Raw genomic sequence first — 20,973 nt, forward strand, 5'->3', positions numbered from 1 at the left:
CAATGGGGTGTTTATGGAACAGTTAGATAAGTCGGATTCCTCTACTTTTGGGTGTGTCGGATAATGGGAGGAGGTCATCGATATGGACAAAACGATTCCATTGTGACCATTTCATGGTCAGGCACTTTTGTTCTAAAAAAAGTTAAGAGCTTGTTGAAAGAGAGCTACAACTCTATAGATGTGCGCTGTTGTAGCTACAATCAATCTTGAGTTTCTTTACTACACATGGTTATAATTGATGCTTACGGAACGATAATTTAGAGTTGCATCTCTTTAATTTTTGCGACATATTCATCTGCGATTTGTCTTTTCATGACATATCTGTTCTTTTTTTATTCGATATAATTTTCTTTTTTATATATATTTAATTTTATAATAAAACTTTCAGAATTAGTTTCTGACTGCCTTACACTTTTATTAATATCTTCAATCCAACCTTCTCTCATTGCTGCTTTTACGAAAATATTAGCATCTACATCCTCTTCCAAATAAGCATACTTATCATTATTTGAAACATAGCTGAAACACGTTATTTGTGATTCGATACCAAGCTGTTTGATATGTTCAATCGGAACCTTTAACCATCCGTGCCCTGGATCTGAAAAAAATGTGTATTTCATAGTTTTTAATTTATTCGTTTTAACTGATTTGATTTTTTCATTCATTACTTTAATTTTTTATATTTATTAATACTCTATTTTCGATTTTATTCTATTGAGTTTTCTCTCAATTTTGATGTATTTATGTATGCATATCTCAGGCGGATGCCTGCTCTTTCTAATTTTTATTGTTCTATTTTTTTTAACCATACGCTTTGTTTTTTTATGCTATTTCAAATTTTCCAAATACAAAGTTTTTAAGAATCGTTGACTTAAAATTTAAATGAGGACTTTTGAGGACTTGGATTAATCTGTTAAATGAAGAATTGAGATGCTGAAACGATTAATTCAAACTGACCGTAGATTGAAAATGATGCATATAAAATGCACCATTTTCTCATGTATTAAAACAATTCCTTGATGAATTCATATTTGATTTAACCTAACCCATGTTCTAATGCAATTTTTTTCAATGCATCAGCTTTTTCCTCGGAGAATACATCTGGAATCCAGATGCTTTGATTAAACATATCCAAAATAACTATTACCTCATCCTCATCAATAAATCCATACTGGTTAAGTATTTCGTGGTAACCAGCAAAGTCTCCACCAATAATATTACAAATACTTGTAGCTAATTTTAAAAATTCTGATTCGTTCATAATCGTATTTGCTTTGACCTATACAAGCGAGGTTCTATTTTTAATAATATTTAGATATAGCTATCGCATTACAGAGACTGCTCAAATTTCTAATTCACTAATACAGAATCATATAGTCAATTGAGAATCAATGTCGCTTTTGTGCGATATTTAAGTGGTAGCTTTATGTCTTACAGGCGATCAATTCTGTAAGACTAAACAGGAAAATTATTTTCGTATTTCGACATTTCATGTCGAATAATTCATTTATTATGAATTGAGCATCAATAGCATTTTATTAATAAAATATTTTGTTTTTCGTTTTCGCCATCATTGTTTTTCATATAACTTTTAATTGTTCAGCGAGTTTAGTTTTTATGCTTTAATAATTCATAATCTAATTAACCCAGTACTTCGAACCTTGCAACTTTCGGAAATTGAACTTGGAATAAAAACGGTATCTTTTATCAGAAAATACTGCGCTATTATTCGATGGATTGGAAGAATTCACGTGTATCTTGATTTTTAAAGATTTTGAGATGTGCGTAAATGCATTCATGAATGAGGACTTATGTTTAATACCATTCAGGTACATATCAAACTTATAAAGTTCAATTCCGTTCCGATGTGCAATAAATTCTATATCACAGAAGTTCTCTTTAATTATTTTGATAGCATAACGTGATTTATTAGAAGAACATGACTTAGTTCTATTCTCTACTAATCTTATTTCACATTTAGACATCGAATTAGTTTTGAAATACTTCTTTAATTCAATGAAAAAGTCAAATAAGTTTCGATCAATTTCAATCGTGCCATGCTGACTTCTTAATGTTTTTATTTTTTTTCTCATATTCAATAATTTTTAATTAATATTTTTTTTGATTCGATTTTTATTTAATTGAGTTTACTCTCAAATTATAAGGTGTTTAGGAGAACTGCTTAAGGTGGGTGCCTGCTCTCCCTCGTTTTGTTAATTCTGATTTTTTTAGATTTATATTTCATTTTTGTATTATTTCAAATTATTTGAGTACGAAGTTCCTAAGAATTGTAGGCTTGTATTTTTAATGAGGATTTTTGAGGACTTGTAATATTCAATTTTAAGTAAGATTAAACAGGTGAAAACCCTATCCTACAATAGCTCTGAGATTATTCTATTTGTTTCAGAATATTTTAAAATTTTCATTAACGAGATGAGTCCTACTTTTTGATTTTTCATACCTCCTGCTTCTAACATTATTAATTCAGATATTTCTCTACACATACCTCATTGGTATCGTTTCATGTTATTTGAATGCAAAGGTTTAAGTATCGAATACTAATTTTTTGAATAGCGACTTTTGAGGACTCATATTTTCCCCATTAACGACAGAACAACATTTCTAAGACTCAGATAAATAGAGACATAGGAACGCCTTGGTTGGTTTGTTGCATTTTAAGATATTCATTAATGAGAAAAGTCCGTTCTTTTGAAATTTTAGATTTAATGCTTCTAATATCTTTAATGCCGATGCTTATACTCAACATCATATTTCCATCAATTCCGTAATTTAAATTCAAAGGTTTAAGTATCGTAGACTCATGTTCTGAAAGGCGAGTTTTGAGGACTGACATTATTCTTTCTTATAGAATATCACAAGGACTAATATTCTGATAGACTTGATACTATTGCCCGCCTTCTTTTTTTTATAGCAGTTCTATTCATTTAATCCTCAATTTTTTATAATTTCCCAAAATGTTCAATAATGAGAAAAATGAATATTTATGAGTTATAACGAAATTGAAGAGATAGATGAAGCATTAAGAAAAATTGCTGATAAATTGACAAATCCTGGCTTCAGAAAAAAGATAGAAAAAAGTGTTAAGAATGAATCACCAGTTATGATAGATAAAATTGTATCTGGGTGTGAAAATGTTGTAAGAGTGTTAGCTGAGAAATATATTGTTCTTTCAGATATTAATAGGAGAAATGAAAGAATTAAACGTTGGAAAAGAAAATATGGTAATACCCCCATAGATAGACCATTAGCAAGAAAATTTGCTGGGGTACCAGAATCCACTTTTGATAGGAAAACAGCAAAGATTAAGAAGATCATAAATGACACACCACATTATACAATTGATGATTTAGAAAGGGTCTTTCAACTTATTTTGGATTCAGCTCAGGCGGCTTTATGCACTAAAACTTATTATTGTCTTGATGTCGAAAGAAATGGGTATATACAATTTGAAAAAGGAGAACACTACAAGATAATAGAAAATGAAAGTGAGTATATTTATCTATATAATGAACGTTTCGATATTACAATGAAGGTTGGCAAATCAGAATTCTCAGAGAATTTCAGTATTGAGGGAGAAATGGAATTTGATGCTGATAAATATAATACATAGTATAAGCAATCCATCTTGTTACATTCGCAATACTTTTTAATCCAAAGAGATTGAAATATAATTAATATGTCCTCCTACAACGAAAAAGCCAAACAGAGTTTCCTTACAAGGTTGCGGTTTTTCAGATTCTACTGTGTAGTAAACGATTTATCTTTTACTAAAGAGAATTTTTTAACGTTTAAAACAGAAAACCACGAAAATTTAATAACCGTTTATACAGCTCAATATAGTCAATGGCATAGGAAGGATAGATTAGAAGATATTCCAAAGAAACTTTCTGTTCAAGATGCTTATGAAGCAATGGAGCAATTAATAATTTCTGATGAAACAGATTGGTATAATGACTATTTTGAGCAATTTAAAGACCGATACCCATATCAGATATTTGAAAATCAAGCCAAGGCTGATACTTGTGAATATTGTAAAATAACTATAGATGTTATAAACCAGTTAGCCGACAAAAAGAAGATATTCAAAAAAACTTATCAGCGTGGTTATACCATGGAAATAGACCGCAAAAAACCCAATCTCGAATACACCACAGAAAACTGCGTTCCATGTTGTTATTGGTGTAACAATGCTAAAACTGATGAATTTAACGATAAAGAGTTTATACCAATAGCAATAGAAATTAGAAAAGCACTTGAAAACCGATTAGAAAAATGATAACTGACCGTCAAATCAATACTGTTTATTTTAGCAGCCAAACACAAGGGGAATCTCCTCAGGAGTTTGAAGAACTTGTTAATATTATTGAATCAGAAGGATATCATGTTGGGTTAATTGCCGAGGCTGATGATTTTTATTGTCGTGATTTTATGCCTGTTCAGATAGTTAAAAATGATTTTGTACAATTTATATTTCGCCCAGCTTCTTATCTAAACCGTAGCGATTATAGATTTATAAGTAATCCCGTTTACATTGAACTGTTCAACAATTTCAAACAGCCAAGGTATAGTCCAATTATTTTAGATGGTGGAAATATTATAAAGTGGAAAGATAAGGTTGTAATCACAAGACGTGTTATCAAAGATAATCTATATCAATTTCCATCAGAAGAAGCCATTGTTTATCGACTTGAGTACGACCTAAAATGTCAAGTTCTTTTAATTGATGAATACCCAGAAGAATCAACGGGTCATGCTGATGGTTTGATAAGATTTATTGACTCTGACACTGTTTTTATTAATCAGCCAAATCCAAAATTTCAGGATTGGGAAGATAAATTCAGAATTGATTTGAAAAATTATGGTTTAAAGTTTATTGAACTTCCTTGTCCGATGGATGAAAATATGAAAACTGCCGATGGTCTTTATATTAATTATTTACAAGTCGGTGAATTAATAATTGTACCTCAATTTGGAATAAATAAAACTGATGGATTAGCGTTAGAAACTATAAAAAAAAATGTTAGTGCTGATATGAAAGTAAAGTCAGTTAATGCCAGCTGGATTGCGAAATATGGTGGTGTTTTAAATTGTAGTAGCTGGGGAATTTTGAAATAATTAATCTACCCAGATTACGTTTATAACAAGGTTAACTGATGAATGAACCAAAAAGAACTCATAAATAAAACACTTTCTTAACTTTATATACAAGATTTGGTGAGCATTCTAATGTGCGACAAATCGGACGGATTCCAACACCTTCTTCCAACAATTCCTTAATTTTTCTTGTTTTAGTTTTTTTCTTGAATTTGGTGATATCTTCGATGCTCCCTGGCTTCCTGCCTCGATATTTATTCCCATCGAGCTTAGCTCGTTCAATCCCGACAAGGATTTTTTCACGGTTCTGGTGATAGAAAAATTCGCTCAAACTGGATAATACATTTATGAGTAATCCTGTTACTGGAGTTTGGTTCCCAGTTTCATCCAAAGTTGTTACACCTTCATTTATACTCACTATCGGTATGTTGTACGAATGGATATATGAAATCGTATCCAGAATATTTTGAACGGATCTTCCGAGTCTGTCGATTCGTAAAACCTTTACTTCTGTTATTTTACCTTTTTTTACATCATCCAGCAATCGTTTACCAGCTGGTCGGTCTTCAAATGCCAATCGTCCCGACACGCCTTTATCCTCATAAACTTTCCACCCAGGTTCTATTTTATCGACCTGTGTAGCTATATTCTGGAGATAGTGACTTGTGCGCATATAATAGGCTATATTCATGTTTCTATTTTAGGATATTTAAATAATAACACAAAAATATGGAGAACCCCGCAATTGGCGGTGGATATGCGTTATTAAATTACATTACAGGTTAAAATAGAAACGCTGAAAATGCGACAGATTTTTTTCACAATTCTGAAAAAATAATTGAATTCCTCCACACCTACCACAAATAAAGGAGTTCAGACATACATTTTATCTATCATTTAATCAATGCAAGTCCTCAAAAGTCCTCTTCTGAGCTCAAAGTCGACCATTCTTAAAACCTTGCGGTCAATTAAATAAATTATTAATCAATAAAAATTAGAATTATGAGTAATGAAAATCAATTTAAAGAACTTTTAGTAAACAATCCTGAAATGCTTAGGTACCAGTCAAATAGTTTAAATATTTATTTAGGACTATTTAGGAATTTTAAAGAAGGGAAGTATTATACTTTTTATTTTGGTACTTCAGACAAATTTGCTAGCTGCCAATTTAACAGTCATGAAGAGGTATTAGAACATGCCAGAGGTATGGCACAATTGTTCTTGGATGAATTTAACAGTAAGTATAATGGCAATAAGAAGAAAGGAAATACATCTTATGCTTATCACTTAGCTTGGTCAAATTACTGTGAAGAATTAGAAAAGTTAATTAAAGGTGGGGAGTTACTTCAGTTGAATTTAAACAAATTAAATGCAAATAAAGCTTCTTTTAAAATGACCCAAAGAGAAATATTAGATGCGTTAGAAGAAGTTCTTTTCCAGCTTGAATGTAAAGGAATGGATTTTCTGTTTGATTTTGTAATAAATGAAATGAATCCCTTCAGATATGAGAATTGTAATGTACAAACTCAATATCATAAAAATCTCAAAAATGTTACAAAAGTTTGGGTGTATGGTTTAACAAAAGTTTGGATTTCATATGAAAACTCTGATAAAATTCATTTTGAATATCCAATTGGGTTAAAGGTAATAACTCAAAACTGATAGTAATACTTAATTATTTTCTTCATCATGAAAATTAGTTGTAAAACCCCCAAACATGCTATAGGTTAAGGCTTTTAGCCGACCTCTTAAAATTAAATTTCTTACTCCAAGTCCTCAAAAATCCTCATCTAGATTTTAAGTCCTCATTTCTTAAAATCTTGCACTCAATTACATAAATATTAATCAATAAAAATTAAAAAATATGAAAGAAATAGAATTTGAACACATTGAAAGACAGGACTATTCGGAAGAAATGAACCAAATCGTTTCATTAAGTGGAATCGACAAAAGAGATCTTTCTATCAAGATATGGCTTGAAGAGTTAAAAGTAAATGCATCTGCCAATATTTTAAATTCTTATGGACGGGAGTTTAAAGTCAAAAGAGGGAAGATTGACCGAAGAACTCACAAGCTTGGACAATGCTACTGGAATTCAAATAAGATGATGGATGAAGGCTATCAATATGTAGAAGGAGTTATTATTCCCAAGGATGGTAGTTCTCAGTTCTCACATGCCTGGAATGTTGATGGCAATGGCAATCACTATGATTTTACAATTGATGATCCTGAAAAATATACATACATAGGAATTGTTTTAAATGAAATGAATGTAATGATGGTTGGATATAATAACGGTTGTATTCATTATTGCACATTACCTTTTCTAAAGCTGAAACGATAATCTTTCCTAACAACAACAATAAATTAAAATTATAAAACTCAAATAATATGCTATTAAATTCAATGACTGATTCCGAAGTACATTCAGAGATTCACAGAGATTTCAATGTTATTCAGAATGATTTCCACACAAAATTGGCTTTACGATACGATAGAGCACGAAGAAAAAATAAAATTAAAAAAGATGATCCTTTTGTAATTCCTTTTAAAGTAGTCACACCATGTAAAAATACCTGGTTCATTATTATGAATAAAAGCTTCTCAGAAGTCTCCTATAAAGGACTGGAAACAATATCTATAACCAATTTAGTTTATTATTACACAAATATTGGTATCCGTGTATTTAGAATTGATCCGAATGTAGGCATCTCAGTATTTAATGCTCATTTGTTCAGCCGTTATAATGAAAGATTAAATAAAAATATTGTTGAACCAATTGAAAAGGTTCTTACCTTTTTTAATAATAATCCTTTCACACATTCCAAAGTGATAAAAAAAGACAATCGGATATATCTAATGGGAAAAATTAGACAAGGAATAATTTTAGGTGAAATAATGAATAATGGCTATTGGATGGTTTGGAAAACCTACATTTCTGATGATTTAAAAAGAGAATATCAAAATCAGATTGAACGAGATTTGCATAACTCTTTGAAAAATGAAATTTCTAAATCTTTCAGTAATAATTCTTATTGGGATAATTCAAAAAATGCAGATTTATACCATGCCATCTACAAATTAAAAGAAGCACCCAAACTGCACAAAATTGTTGATGGAAACAGATGTTAGATTGTTATAAAAACTTTTTGTGGATAATCATTTCAGTTTTTATGTGGTGGGAAAATTGGGAAAGGTTATTTTAGTTGACAGTGGAGTAATTTTGATGCAGTTCTTTTGAGGCAACCACTTTAACAAAAAAAATACCTGAAAACGAACGAGGTTAACTTACTTAAATGTTCTGGAATTAGCACGATGAAAGTTGTGCTTCTCCTGTGCTACAAAATCGGATATTTACCTGGGTACAATAAAACCTACTAACTATCTCAAATAAAAAACGGCCACTTCAGATTATCTAAAATGACCGTCAAAAAAATTCATATTACATGAAATACAAAAATCTATTTTAATTCAAAAAAAGCTATACCTATTCTATAGATTTTAAATTGAAAAGTTTAAAAAAAGTGCATGTTGGATGAAAAAATGTTTGATTGAAAATCGAACAATAAAGAGACTGATTGTTAGATCTGTGAAAAAAACATTGACCACGGCTGAAGGGGCGTGTTTTTATAATTCAATTTTAGTTGACAAACAACTTTTTGTCCATCATATTTTAGTAAAAGTTGGACAAAAAGAAACATTTAGAATAAATTTTCATTGAAAATTATAAAAATCACATGGTAACTTAAGTGTTTTGATATCTATTATTTGTTCTTACTTGTGGTGGTTCTGGTTCAAATAAAACTGCACCACTTTAACCAACAATTATCACAAAAAGGAAAGCCGCCCAGAAACTCCATATTGCTCCTGGAATACTAACCTGAATTCGTTTTATGTTATAAATCCATTCACCAATTTTTATATATAATAGAAAAGAATAATAGTATGAAACTAAAAGATATAATGCCCCGACACAATCAACCTAAGCCACCATTTTACAAGAAATATGAAGATTTTGTTAGTGAGTATGCACCCAAAATTAATTCAATAGAATTCGATGAAAATGGGAAAATAATCTCAGACCAATTATCGGTACTCAATTTTATAGACTTCCTTTTGAAAGAAATTGAACATTTACCAGAAAGTAAAAAATCTAAAAAGAAGAAAAAGAATAGAAAACTGATTAAAAACAATAACATTAACAATAAAGACTCTGGTAAAAATTACCTTGACTATCACCGTAGAATTGGTAATAGCCAAGATTTTAATAGTCCACCTTACTTTAACCAGCCATTTTCGCCATCTTCTTCAGGTTCACTTGATAACATTCCAAATATTGAATCACAAGAATAAATTATGCTGTTTTTTTGAAGTTATCCAACAAGTCAAAACTTAAGTTATTATTTAACGAATGAAACGATGGAGCTTCTTCATATAGAAGGTAATAAATCGTAAAGTCTTTAATAATAGAAGATTTTAATGATGGCAAAACCTCATATACTTTCTTCAGAAAATCATCATTCATTGGATGCTCCGAAAAACCATAATCACAAATAATAGATAACCAATTACACAATTCATTGTACTGACTTATTTCATCTTCATAAACAATAATTCTTTTTGCTTTAGAAGGACTATTACAGCTAAATAAATTAATGAAATACCATCCCACTGGAACCTTTCGTTTTAGCTTATCATTTAATATTTTAATTTTCACATTATTACCAATGGAACTTATAAATCCTTGGGTGTTGTGTTTGACCTTAACAAACACATTATAATTGTTTCTATTATTAATGCCTGGTTTAGTAAGGTTTACTGCACCTTTTAATGATTTCGGACTTGACCAGCTTATTAATTCTTCCCAATTATTAATAAAACAAACAATATTAGCTTCTTTGGTGCCGCCAGCCTTTACGCCTCTTAATGCCCTACCCATCATTTGATTAAATAAAATTTTGGAAGATGTTGGTCGTGTTAAAAACAAAGATTCTACATCTGGATAATTTACACCTTCGGTTAAGATGTTCACATTAACCAAAATATCAAATTTGTTAGCTTTAAAATCATCCATTACCGTTCTGATATAATTGTCGGACGCATTGGAAATTACATATCTTGCATTGTTTCCCTGAGCATTAAATAAATTGGTTAATTGAACTGCATGCTCTTGGTCAATAGCAAAAACAATTGTCTTGCTATGAACCGACTTTTTGTAGGTATGAACTATTAGTTGGTTTAAATGATGATGGTAGGCAAGCTTTCTTTTTACGTTATCAGGTAACTTTTTATAATTCTTGATTACTTTGGTATACTTAGCTTCATTCTGTACAAATGATTCATCCACACCTACTGGAATGAAAACAGGCAGAGCAATAACACCTTGTTTTACTAAATCAAATAAATCAGTTGAATAAATAATATCATCGTGAAAAACTTCTAACAATGATTCATTAGATGAAGTACGAACTGGTGTAGCTGTTAAACCAAGAATTGTTAATTGGTTGGTATTATCATCAATAAATTGAATTAGCTTTTTGTAGCTGGGTGCCACGGCTCTGTGTGCTTCATCTATCACAACAAAAATTTCATCGTGATGATTTAAATATTGACTTTTAAAAAGTTGTAGATTATTTAAAAGACAATCCTTGCTTCCAATGATAATATCATCATTCTTGTCTATGTCAATCACATTGTTGTGTCGTGTTGAACCTGAAACTACATTTACTGATATTCTCTTTCTATTTGGTAAATGTTCCTTGTTACAATTAATATTAAAGGCATCAACAGCTTCTTCTAACAAGTAATGGTAATGTCCTAACCATATGACTTTTTTGTTGTTGTCAACCAAGTTTTTCATCAGCCAAGATGATGCTACATGTGTTTTCCCACCAGCTGTCGGTATTACAATTAAACCACTACTCTTTTTATTCTTCAAATAGAAATCTGTGAGGCTTTTATAGGACTCAGATTGATGGTTATGAAAATCTAATTGCTTTTTATTTTTTCTAACTTTTAATACTTTGCTTTTTATCATATCTATTTTATCATTAAAAAATTAGCCATTTCTGGCAGCTGAATGAATATTCAGATATGATTTATAGAATTTTAAAAAGTAAAAGTTTTCGGAATTTGCTTGTGTCATTGATTTTTTTTGGTTTTTCACTATTAGGTGTGAATCAATCAAATACTTCTATACCATCAAAAAAATCATCATCATCAAACTCGTCATCTGGTAACTGGTCATACAGACTTTTTAGTCCTTCATTCCATATTTCGGTTACCTGGGTTTTAAATTTATCTTGAAAATATATTTCATCATGACATGTCAATATTTTTATTCCTCGTATTTCTGAATATAATTTGGCCACCATCTGATTCATGATAAAATCGGTTTCTAATACTACAAGTTCATCATACATTTTAAATTTCAAACGATCCACTATGTCGAACATTGACCTGAAATAATATTTAAAAACATTATTAGTTACATTGTTTTTCTCTTTACCATTTAACCATTGTTGAAAGGCCAATTTTGAAGTAGAATTGGAATAAAAGGGTTTTTCTTTTTTGGTATAAGCATTTAGTTTTTCATCATATATTTCTTGACCATCAGTGTCTTTCATTTTATTCAATAATGTTCTTAGCTCTTTATAAACTGTTGATTTACCATTTGAATCTCTACCTCTCTTTATATATGAACACCATTTTATAAATTCATAATCAGTTATATCAATTCCTTTTTTCACACACCATATGGATAGAAATAATGGAAAACTGGATGGAACATCAAGACTTGCAAGCTTATCACCATTGAATGCAAAATTATTCAGCCTTACATTTTTTGAACAGTTGACAAATGAAGTGTTGAGCCTACCACTTTTCCAATGATAATATGTACAACCAGTTTTTATTCTTTCAAAACCATCATAACTTGAAATGTAGGATTTCAGGTCGTAGATGTCTGGTTTTATATCAATCTTATTATTTAAAATTGGAATGTTGATGGTTTGGACACTTCTAAAATCTTTGGATAACCTCTTCTTTACTTTTTCATTTATTGGTATTAGATATTCTGACTTTTTATTTGCCTCAGGGTCATTCGGTAGGTAGGTTATATCATGGATTTTTGCATATCGTTTGAAAATATCATGGAACATATACTTGTTAGGTTCCTTTCCAATTATATAGTGGTTGATGACTTTTATTATTTCATTTCTTTCAAGATAATTAAGATATAATGTGTAATCGGATGAAATTCTCCTGAAGTTATTGGAATGAATTTTAACTGTTTGATACTCGTTATAAAAATATTTTTGTGTAATCAGAGCCAGGATTGAATTTAATGTTTGTGTAGATAAAATAATTACATCTCTATCTTTCACTTGTTTTTGATTAATGTTATCTATGCCAACAGTATTTAGATTGAATATTACTTTCATGCTTTTTTATTTTATATATCTTTTTTTAAAGCATTTGTTTTTTCTTTCTTTCAGTGGCAAGAATTATTTATTTATATGATACTTGTCCTATTCAATATATGGCTCAACATCTCAACTAAAAACAGATTTAACTCATTGACTATATGGTTTTTATAATTTTCCCTTACAGCTATTATAAGGTTATAATTTTGAAGATATTTGGTCGCTTTATTTAGATGTTTTTTTGGGTGAATTATGTGTTGGAGTTTCAATCTCTGATTGAAACTTTATAATTAAATTTTGGTTGGTAACGGAAATATCCTACCCTAAACATCAAATCTTAAAAATTTAAATATGATTTGTATTAATGCCCACATTAATCAAGTTTCAGATTTCGATGATTTTGAAACTGATATTCTTATAAAAGATTTGGAATTGTTAGGTATTGATGATTTCATAAATGTTGGTGAAGTACCCTATTTACTGAATGCATTAGAAGTAAACAAGTATCAAGACAGTATCATTCTATTTACAAATTTTAGTCCAAATCATTTTTTCAAATATCGTGGTATTGATGTCAGCAAGTTTGGTATAAAACCAATACCCAATTGGCATATAAAACAATATTCCTTTTCAGCTGCTTTGTACAATCATATCTGCAAAGAATATCCCATCACTGAAATTCACTTTGTTACAAGTGCATTGGGAAGAGTTGTTAATGACATAGATTTCTTGTCCTTAACAGAAGGGATCCACACTACGTTGAAAAGGAAAGGAGATTGGTATAATTCAGAAATCCCGTATAATGTGTTGCTGAAAAAACACATTTTAGATTGCTTATATCGGTTTGTAAAATCTAACAATATTCTTGTTCCAAATTCACCTAAAACATTGCTACAAAATCTGATGGTGAATTATTGTCAGAATTAACTTTAATTACAGCGAAGGAGATTTTAATTAATATTCTTGTTTTGGATTAGCTGGGGTAGCGCAGGTTTATTTTAAAAACTTTTTGAGTAATTGTGCTTCTTTCAAATAAATAACCTCTCAAAAACCACCCCAGCAATTCTGGCGATATATTCTGAATTTAATACCTATATCTTCTTCGCATTCTTCCAAACAACCACAAAATGTACAACCCGAAGATTATTGAATAAGGCAGGAAGATCCTGCCATTTATTAGAACAGTTTTTTTTAATCCAAAGATTTTAACTTCTTCTTTAAGAATTTGGACTGTGGAGTTGATGTAAAAAAATGTGCTGTCAATTTCTTGTTTAATGGTATCAATATCTTGTGATACTTTTTGAAGATCCAGAGGTTCAAAATCGTAATTTGCAGATTGTGATAAACATGTAAATCTTAACATGAACAATACCATAAAAAAACCAACTTTTATCATCTTTGAAACTTTTTATGTTAGAAGAAAAAGGATGGTCCATGCTAAAGTAAGGGTAATTATTTGGCTATTGGAATGTGATGTGAGATGACTAATTTATAGTTCGCTCAATTTCTTTATCGCAACTAATAATCCGACAACAGAGGCTATTTATCAATACTCAAAATTTCAACCAAGTTTTTTCCCATCTCAAACCTATATCCTTCTGGTTTTCCCATTATTTTTTTTCCAAACGGAGAATGAATTGATATTAAATTAGTACCGTTTTTGTCTTTGGTATTTTGAGCCTTTGCTACCATCTTAAGCCTTAGAGGATTATTTGTGTTGCTATATTGTACTGTAACAAAACTGCCAATTTCAACCACTTTTTTTGTTTCAACTTCAGGTAACTCATCTTTAATAATCGTAATATTTTCTTGCTCTGTAACTTGTTCTTCAAAGTCTTGATCTTGATTGTTCTCGTGCAATGTTAAAACATTGTGAAAATGAATGAAATGTTCTTCTGAAAAGAAAATATTTTCTTCCTGATTTAGTTTCCTAATTGGAAGTTTATACATATCCATTTCTATAAATTCAAATACTTCAGGAATATCTTTTTCATTTACGACTAACTCAAAACATTCTGCAAAATTTTTGTAATCACTCTTTTCAATTTCTTGTATGCTATCTAAAAAGTCAGCCCCAAAATCACCGTGCTTAAGAATTGAGTGACAACGAGAGCATAAACTCAATGAAGTACCTACTTCTATAATATTTGTTTCTTGGTTACTTATCTTTTCACTTAGCCAATCAAACATCTCAAAATAATTGCCTTTATTTCCTGTTTGAGAAAACGTAAATCCACATATTTGACAATGTCCCTGGTACTGTTTTTTTAGAAATTCCAGAGTTTCGCTTTTGCCTATTTTTACTTTTTTTGAATAATTGTAAGATTTGTGGTTGTTTTCAGAGCGGTTAATATTCTCATAAAGTTGCTGTTGTGCTTTCTCTCTGTATTTTTCAGCATTTGAAACAATAGATGGATTAAGTGACGAATTATCACTATCTATATTCCGATTGTGATTTTTAATACCATCTTTTAAATCTATTTTTTTTCGTTTTTTATCCTGAATTAGCTTGCTTATTTCTTCTTCCGTAATACCTACTTTATGTGCTTCCTCCAATGTAGAAAGGCTATAGCCCGTATGTTCCTTTATTTCCTCTTTTACATTTTCAAGTTTTTGATTTTTTATGGCGTTTTGACCAAAATTAATTCTTGATAACCACCCATTTTGATCGTTGATTTTGAAATTTTGGTGTAAAGTGTCTTCAGTAATATCTTGCGGTTTAAAAAACTCTCCATTAGAATTTGGAATCCAAGCATTCTCCTGTAGTTCTTCAATAACATCTGAGTCACACGTTCTTGTTACAGAGCTGCCATTTGCTTTATATATTGCATCAAAGCAACTGACATCTTGTAGTTTTGATAATTCGTTCCAAATAATTAGGCTAGTTTTTATTTTGGGTTTTTTAAATGGTCGGTGAATTGGAAGATAAAAGTTTTCATTCTTACCATAATATGTCTCACGTTCATTGTTACCTAGCTTTTCTTTAATTCTCGGATCGTCAGATTTATTTTTAATGGGAAGAGTGAAGTTACAACCGACTGCAGATAAAAATTCTTTAAATTTCTTTATTGAAATATTTCGTTCAGTTTCAAAATAAAATGAATGAAGTGATTTGTAATTCTTGTCCGCCAGTTTTACTAAGGATGTTTGCTCGATTGGTTCATCAATTAATATTAAGGAAGGTTTTGTTAAAACATTATCTGAGTTGATAAGAAAAGGCTTGTTAGCAAATAATTCCTCGTCAAAATTCGATTTATTATCTTTTAAAAATTTGAAAAAGAGTTTTAAATGTAAGATATTATCATGGTATTTAGTTTCTCTTCCTTCCTCATACCTCTTTAAAATATGATTTACCTCGTCTTCAATGGAAATTTCTTTTACTCCTAAAATATTTTTTAGGAATTTTTTAGATTTCGATTCTTTCTTTTTATTTTGATTTTCATCGTATATGCCAGTAGAAATAATAAAAGTTTTGATACTGTTTAGGTTCGTCTTGGATGGGAAAAAACATTCAGATTTAGAAAAATTAAACTCTTTATTATTTAATCTAACAAACATTCTTAAATCGTTGTATTCTGAATCAGTATCATCATAATCATAGTATTCGTCATCAACGTCAATAACTTTGTAAATTAACTCATAGAATCCTTTTAACCATTCATCACTTTTATTAGTTAAAAAATTTGTTAAAACATAGTGGCTATAATTTGATCTAATAATATTCTTGATTTCAGTACTACGTTGATAATAATAAGAATGTATATATGATTCTGTTTCATTTTCAAAAAGCCAAAATAAATTGGATGTAATTTCCTGTTTGCTTTGCTTCGACTTTAATGCATCTTTAATTACTGATGAAAACTCTTTACTAAGCCACCCAAATTCATCTTTCCAATTTTTAAGTTCTTTTATGATATCGAATGAATGTTCGACAAAATGTTCTGATAAGCTTAATATTTGTTTTTCAAAATCATCTTCACTATACGAATTGAGTTTTAAAGATTTTAGAAAACTATTTACCCTTCCACTTGCATTCCTTTGAAATGGCTTTGATGTCCAAAAGCAATCATTTTTGATTCTACCTGTCTGAAGTATTTTTAGGTCTTGTGTTGAAATTACTTCTTTAATTCTATTTGTTGTCTGCCAACAGTTCTTTGCTGGATGGTATTCGTTGTTATCACAAAGAAGAAAAGGTTCGGTATTGAACAGGTTCGTAATTTTTGATTGAATCGGTTTGTAAAATTCGCTTAAATTGTCATCTTCTATTGGTAAACATCTGAGGAAATTATCATCTAAAAATCCATTAAACTTAGCCCATTCAGTTGCTTCGCAAAGAAGGTCAGCGATTAATTCTACTAGCTCTTTATTCTCTTTACGGTCGGTAATACTATCACGTGCAACTGTCGAAGCAAATGGTGCATGTATGTGAAATTTCAAATTACTGGTTTCTTTTTCTGCTGGGAAAAATATAGAAACCTTTGATTCATTGTCGATAACGACCTTTTCAATTTTTGTTTTTTTATCTCGGGTGAGCTTGAAAGCAATGGAAACATACAATTTTCCCTCATTGGGTAAAGGTTTGTTAAAAACAAGAAACTTAGTTTTTCTATTCAGTTTCGTATTTGTAATTGTGGCAATTTTATTGACTGTATCAGTATGTTTGGTAATGGTATAAGATTCATCTGAGATTTTTATTTCAATTTGCAGAATAGATTTAAGAAACAATAATGTGGTTCTGTTTATATTGTATAATCCCTCCTTTATCTCATCATAAGCTTTATTCTTTGTCTTGCTTTCGTTATTAAACGGAAAAATGAAAACAGTTTCAGTACTTTTCTTGATTATAGGCTCGATCAGTTTTGGTACAACTAAATCTGTAATTTTGAAGTTATACTCTCCTGAATAAATGCTGGGGGATTTTGTGTAAGAAAATACGGATTTGAAACCTACACCAAATTTTCCAATTTTATTTACATCGTCTTTTTTTGTTCCTTTTCCAATGTTGGTAATTGCCTCAATATCATTGTCACAAAATAACTTATCTCCATTATGTATAAATATCAGTTCATTTCTTTTTAATTCGAATGATACTTTTTTAGCACCAGTATCTTCTGCATTTTGTAATAGCTCATAAATAAAATGGGCATTATCTGGATATAATTCGGTTAACAAGCTTGTAATACCATCTTCAAAGTCGTTTTCTTTGTTGGTTGTAACCCATCGGGCTCGCTTTTCTTTTAATTGCTCAATATAACCACTCATAGCACATTATGACTTTGAAAAATTAATTATAGAAAGGATCTCAAAACTACTACTTGTCTTTTTCTGTTTAAGTAGTAACTCAATTTTGCTTTTTTTCTGAGCTTCAAGATTATCAATCTCAGCAACTCTCATCCTGTTGATATCTTGTTGTTGAACTTTATCTCTTATGCGCTTCGCCCTGTTTATTTGCTTATTAAAATGTTCGTTTATTGATTCCAATTTAACATCAATTAGAGCATTGTAATTTTCAGATATGTCTTGTTCCTGCCGATTAATACTATCAATAACCACTGTCGTAATTTCATTTTTAATACTTTCAAAATCAATAGAATCAACTACACTACTTTCCTCGCATTTTTCGATAAAATCAAAATAGTCAATCTCCTCAAACAGAGAGTAATCTTTGTTAATTATCAAAGTTTTAATGTAAGATTTAATTTTCTTTTGTTTAAAATCAACCCTGTAAATAACAGCATATTTATCGCTGTAGAGATTGCTTTTAAAATTTGAATACAAGGTTTTATAATTTTTATCTTTTGTTATAATACCAATTATTGGACTATTTATGTTCAAATATAATATCTGAAAATTTTCGTTATAGTTTGAGGTAAAGCTAACTGTTAAATCTCTGTATTTGTGAATTTTTTGCAGTACTGTTCTTTCTTCATTATACTTATGAGTATTTGATTTTTTGTCACTCATATTTGTTCTAAGAATATTGAAAAGAACCTTAAAATTGCTAGATGAAATCTTAAAAAATCCGCCTTTTAATTCGGAATAAGGAATGCTATTGTCAGTTAGGAAGTTTACAAATATTGTTTTAGTTATTTTCTGCAAGTTTTCAACTTTTTTTGTCTGTAGTAAATTTTCCTTTTTATCGTCAAGCTTATAGTCATCACTAATGAGCTTTTCAACATCCTTATTTTGCTGTTTTATCTCAATTTCCTTACGTTTAATTGCTAATTCTTTAAGATGAAGTACCTCATCAATTTCTTTTTGAGTTAGATTAATTAATTCGGGAATGTTTATATGTTTCTCTAAATTACCGAGAATAGGTTCCAGTTCTCCTATTGTTGATTCAAAAATATTAAGCTTTTCGTATAGGCGACTGTAGATTCTATCTTCAATAGATCCTTGAATGCATAAGTTGAAAATGTGCAGTTTGTCAAATTTTTGCCCAATCCTATCAATTCGACCTATCCTTTGTTCAACTCTCATCGGATTCCACGGCAAATCATAATTTACAATCACATTGCAAAACTGCATATCAAGCCCCTCGCTTCCTACCTCACTTGAAAGTAAAATATCAAAATCTCCATTTTTGAATTGTCTTATTTTAGCATACCTTTCTTCGACTGGGATATCTCCGTGAATTTTTCCGACTTTGTATCCCAAATCAATTAATTTCGTTTCAAGGTAGTTAAGAGTAAACTTGAAAAATGAAAAAACAATAAGTTGATTTATTTTCTGGTTCTTTATGTCTTCCAGTATTTCTATGAATTTTAAGAATTTTGAATCGTCTTTTCCAATTTTATCCCCTTTATCAATAATGTGGTCGAGGAACTCCTTTGCTTCTTCTCTTATTTCAATATAATCCTCTTCATCTTCATTATCCTGTATGAAAAGTCTTCCTGAATCTCTTATTTCCCTAAAATTTTCTAATGAAGCAATCATTGAAGAGCTTGCCATTCTTTCTGGCATTATGCTAATAAAACCTTGAGGTGTTCCTGGATTTAAAAACTTAACAAATTCGATAACAGCGTTATAAAAATCTTGCTCCTCAATTGTGATGTCAACAATTGCAGTTTTTGCATTTCTTGGAATTAAACGTCCTACATCTTTCTTTTTAGTTCTGTTGATAATATAACTTAATTTGTCTGATTTTAAGAGTTTATCAATAAATTCAATTTTGAGTTGGTTTGTGAGTTTGTCTTGCTTTAGAATTGATTGAAATGTTTCTAATAAGTTTGTTTCAAAGTTTTTATTTTCCAACGATAAAATAAACTCTTTAACTATTTTAATACTATTCCCATTTCTAATCAGAGCAATGGTTTTGTGGATTACATCATTTGGAGAAATCATATTTAGAAAATATTCGTAATCCATAAAATAATCCATATCTAGCAAGTACAGTATATTGAATAAATCTGAAAGATTATTTTGAACGGGTGTTGCTGTTAAAAATATTATATGGTCAGATATTCTTGATATCAATTCAGCACTTTCAAAGGTCGAAGTGTCTCTATTTCTCATATTATGTGCTTCGTCCATTACCAAAAAATCAACCTCAAACATACTCATAGAAAGCTTTTCCATTACTTTTTCATTTCTTAAAGTATGGTAATTGATTATAACCTTCTCATTCATTAATTTTGAAGAACTGTAGTTGTCAAACTCATCAATTAATGCAATAAATTGAGCTGAATTAAGTATTTTGAAATATTCGTCAAATCGAACATTTAATTCCTCTTGCCATTTTATTGTTAATGAGGATGGTACCACTATTAGAGAAACTCGTAATTCTTCTCGACTATCAATTTCTTTAAAAATCATGCCTGCTTCAATAGTCTTTCCTAGTCCAACTTCATCAGCTATTAGAACTCTATTATTAGGAGAGTGCAAAAATTTGATCAGTGGTTTGTATTGGTGATTTTCAGGTATTAGTCGATTTGTGTTATGTGAATATAAGATATCATCAAGAGGGTGTTTAGCACAATTAATAAAGATGTTTTCTTTAATTTCATCCAACGATGATATTTGTACCACATTTGAGGCAATACTCACATCACTTTTAGGAACAGTTTTGTAATTCCCATCCAGAAAGATTTCATAACACAATTCAACCTCATTGATAATTATCGTATTTTGTCCTGTAGGAATATAAATTGCCTTTTTCATTTGCTACTTGTGTTTAGGATTTTAAAGCTTGTGTTTATTTTTGTGAAATCAAGGAATGAACCAAAAATACCTTGTCTTAAACGCTGAAATGGGTCAGATAAATCAGTATCAGGGATTAAGTTACTTTCCAAACAATTTTTAATGGTATTGTTAATGCTAACACTGTACAATTGCCGACCTCTTGCAGGGGGAAATATCTTTTTTACTATTCCTTTTTCATTTGAGCTAACATGAATTACTGAGTCTCCAATTTGAAATTTAGCCATAAGTTTAG

16 protein-coding genes are annotated in these 20,973 nt (G+C 30.0%); 8 read left to right on the plus strand and 8 right to left on the minus strand.

Features of this window, described 5'->3' with window-relative positions:
* Positions 1-332 precede the first annotated feature (332 nt).
* Together QZ574_RS00005 and QZ574_RS00010 are read right to left on the minus strand one after the other, a co-directional pair.
* Entirely contained in the window at positions 333-665 is a 333-nt protein-coding gene (locus QZ574_RS00005; RefSeq protein ID WP_297085404.1) for a hypothetical protein, read from the minus strand.
* A gap of 371 nt (positions 666-1,036) precedes the next feature.
* On the minus strand, positions 1,037-1,261 hold the full coding sequence (locus QZ574_RS00010) for a hypothetical protein (protein ID WP_297085406.1): 225 nt from the start codon (positions 1,259-1,261) through the stop codon (positions 1,037-1,039).
* A gap of 1,743 nt (positions 1,262-3,004) precedes the next feature.
* On the opposite strand from QZ574_RS00010, the gene QZ574_RS00015 reads away from it, so the two are divergent.
* The 3 genes from QZ574_RS00015 to QZ574_RS00025 all read left to right on the plus strand — a co-directional run bounded on the left by QZ574_RS00015 (position 3,005) and on the right by QZ574_RS00025 (position 5,136).
* Entirely contained in the window at positions 3,005-3,631 is a 627-nt protein-coding gene (locus QZ574_RS00015; protein ID WP_297085408.1) for a hypothetical protein, read from the plus strand.
* 66 nt (positions 3,632-3,697) lie between these two features.
* Positions 3,698-4,297, plus strand: a complete 600-nt coding sequence (locus QZ574_RS00020) for a hypothetical protein (RefSeq protein WP_297085410.1) — start codon at positions 3,698-3,700, stop codon at positions 4,295-4,297.
* On the plus strand, positions 4,294-5,136 hold the full coding sequence (locus tag QZ574_RS00025; RefSeq protein WP_297085412.1) for an agmatine deiminase family protein: 843 nt from the start codon (positions 4,294-4,296) through the stop codon (positions 5,134-5,136). Before QZ574_RS00020 ends, QZ574_RS00025 begins: the two co-directional genes overlap by 4 nt.
* 58 nt (positions 5,137-5,194) lie before the next feature.
* Here QZ574_RS00025 and QZ574_RS00030 read toward each other — a convergent pair whose 3' ends face one another.
* Positions 5,195-5,806, minus strand: a complete 612-nt coding sequence (locus tag QZ574_RS00030; RefSeq protein ID WP_297085416.1) for a recombinase family protein — start codon at positions 5,804-5,806, stop codon at positions 5,195-5,197.
* Positions 5,807-6,117: 311 nt separating this feature from the next.
* On the opposite strand from QZ574_RS00030, the gene QZ574_RS00035 reads away from it, so the two are divergent.
* The 4 genes from QZ574_RS00035 (at position 6,118) to QZ574_RS00050 (ending at position 9,468) form a co-directional block, all read left to right on the plus strand.
* The gene (locus QZ574_RS00035; protein WP_297085418.1) at positions 6,118-6,777 is read left to right on the plus strand and encodes a hypothetical protein; all 660 of its coding nucleotides are present in this window, start codon (positions 6,118-6,120) and stop codon (positions 6,775-6,777) included.
* A 202-nt stretch (positions 6,778-6,979) separates the two neighbouring features.
* The gene (locus tag QZ574_RS00040; protein ID WP_297085420.1) at positions 6,980-7,459 is read left to right on the plus strand and encodes a hypothetical protein; all 480 of its coding nucleotides are present in this window, start codon (positions 6,980-6,982) and stop codon (positions 7,457-7,459) included.
* Between the two features lie 62 nt (positions 7,460-7,521).
* Positions 7,522-8,247, plus strand: coding sequence for a hypothetical protein (locus QZ574_RS00045; RefSeq protein WP_297085422.1), 726 nt, complete (start codon positions 7,522-7,524; stop codon positions 8,245-8,247).
* A gap of 813 nt (positions 8,248-9,060) precedes the next feature.
* Entirely contained in the window at positions 9,061-9,468 is a 408-nt protein-coding gene (locus QZ574_RS00050; protein WP_297085424.1) for a hypothetical protein, read from the plus strand.
* Between the two features lies 1 nt (position 9,469).
* Here QZ574_RS00050 and QZ574_RS00055 read toward each other — a convergent pair whose 3' ends face one another.
* Positions 9,470-11,152, minus strand: coding sequence for a DEAD/DEAH box helicase (locus tag QZ574_RS00055; RefSeq protein ID WP_297085426.1), 1,683 nt, complete (start codon positions 11,150-11,152; stop codon positions 9,470-9,472).
* A 142-nt stretch (positions 11,153-11,294) separates the two neighbouring features.
* The gene (locus QZ574_RS00060; RefSeq protein WP_297085429.1) at positions 11,295-12,557 is read right to left on the minus strand and encodes a hypothetical protein; all 1,263 of its coding nucleotides are present in this window, start codon (positions 12,555-12,557) and stop codon (positions 11,295-11,297) included.
* Positions 12,558-12,890: 333 nt separating this feature from the next.
* Between QZ574_RS00060 and QZ574_RS00065 the strand changes: the two genes are divergently transcribed.
* The gene (locus tag QZ574_RS00065) at positions 12,891-13,466 is read left to right on the plus strand and encodes a hypothetical protein (protein WP_297085431.1); all 576 of its coding nucleotides are present in this window, start codon (positions 12,891-12,893) and stop codon (positions 13,464-13,466) included.
* Positions 13,467-14,078: 612 nt separating this feature from the next.
* On the opposite strand, the gene QZ574_RS00070 is transcribed toward QZ574_RS00065, so the two are convergent.
* From QZ574_RS00070 to QZ574_RS00080, 3 genes are read right to left on the minus strand one after another with little or no spacing between them, the layout of a single operon-like run.
* Positions 14,079-17,801: a GreA/GreB family elongation factor gene (locus tag QZ574_RS00070; RefSeq protein WP_297085433.1), complete on the minus strand. Its 3,723-nt coding sequence runs from the start codon at positions 17,799-17,801 to the stop codon at positions 14,079-14,081.
* Between the two features lie 6 nt (positions 17,802-17,807).
* Positions 17,808-20,699, minus strand: a complete 2,892-nt coding sequence (locus tag QZ574_RS00075) for a helicase-related protein (RefSeq protein WP_297085435.1) — start codon at positions 20,697-20,699, stop codon at positions 17,808-17,810.
* On the minus strand, positions 20,696-20,965 hold the full coding sequence (locus QZ574_RS00080) for a hypothetical protein (RefSeq protein ID WP_297085437.1): 270 nt from the start codon (positions 20,963-20,965) through the stop codon (positions 20,696-20,698). Before QZ574_RS00080 ends, QZ574_RS00075 begins: the two co-directional genes overlap by 4 nt.
* Positions 20,966-20,973: the final 8 nt, after the last annotated feature.

The sequence above is a fragment of the uncultured Draconibacterium sp. genome (assembly GCF_913063105.1).
Classification (GTDB): domain Bacteria; phylum Bacteroidota; class Bacteroidia; order Bacteroidales; family Prolixibacteraceae; genus Draconibacterium.

What these genes read in the sequence shown, in the direction of transcription:
- QZ574_RS00005 (WP_297085404.1), bottom strand. Translation starts at nt 665, where the DNA reads ATGAATGAAAAAATCAAATCAGTTAAAACGAATAAATTAAAAACTATG.
- QZ574_RS00010 (WP_297085406.1), bottom strand. Translation starts at nt 1,261, where the DNA reads ATGAACGAATCAGAATTTTTAAAATTAGCTACAAGTATTTGTAATATT.
- QZ574_RS00015 (WP_297085408.1), top strand. Translation starts at nt 3,005, where the DNA reads ATGAGTTATAACGAAATTGAAGAGATAGATGAAGCATTAAGAAAAATT.
- QZ574_RS00020 (WP_297085410.1), top strand. Translation starts at nt 3,698, where the DNA reads ATGTCCTCCTACAACGAAAAAGCCAAACAGAGTTTCCTTACAAGGTTG.
- QZ574_RS00025 (WP_297085412.1), top strand. Translation starts at nt 4,294, where the DNA reads ATGATAACTGACCGTCAAATCAATACTGTTTATTTTAGCAGCCAAACA.
- QZ574_RS00030 (WP_297085416.1), bottom strand. Translation starts at nt 5,806, where the DNA reads ATGAATATAGCCTATTATATGCGCACAAGTCACTATCTCCAGAATATA.
- QZ574_RS00035 (WP_297085418.1), top strand. Translation starts at nt 6,118, where the DNA reads ATGAGTAATGAAAATCAATTTAAAGAACTTTTAGTAAACAATCCTGAA.
- QZ574_RS00040 (WP_297085420.1), top strand. Translation starts at nt 6,980, where the DNA reads ATGAAAGAAATAGAATTTGAACACATTGAAAGACAGGACTATTCGGAA.
- QZ574_RS00045 (WP_297085422.1), top strand. Translation starts at nt 7,522, where the DNA reads ATGACTGATTCCGAAGTACATTCAGAGATTCACAGAGATTTCAATGTT.
- QZ574_RS00050 (WP_297085424.1), top strand. Translation starts at nt 9,061, where the DNA reads ATGAAACTAAAAGATATAATGCCCCGACACAATCAACCTAAGCCACCA.
- QZ574_RS00055 (WP_297085426.1), bottom strand. Translation starts at nt 11,152, where the DNA reads ATGATAAAAAGCAAAGTATTAAAAGTTAGAAAAAATAAAAAGCAATTA.
- QZ574_RS00060 (WP_297085429.1), bottom strand. Translation starts at nt 12,557, where the DNA reads ATGAAAGTAATATTCAATCTAAATACTGTTGGCATAGATAACATTAAT.
- QZ574_RS00065 (WP_297085431.1), top strand. Translation starts at nt 12,891, where the DNA reads ATGATTTGTATTAATGCCCACATTAATCAAGTTTCAGATTTCGATGAT.
- QZ574_RS00070 (WP_297085433.1), bottom strand. Translation starts at nt 17,801, where the DNA reads ATGAGTGGTTATATTGAGCAATTAAAAGAAAAGCGAGCCCGATGGGTT.
- QZ574_RS00075 (WP_297085435.1), bottom strand. Translation starts at nt 20,699, where the DNA reads ATGAAAAAGGCAATTTATATTCCTACAGGACAAAATACGATAATTATC.
- QZ574_RS00080 (WP_297085437.1), bottom strand. Translation starts at nt 20,965, where the DNA reads ATGGCTAAATTTCAAATTGGAGACTCAGTAATTCATGTTAGCTCAAAT.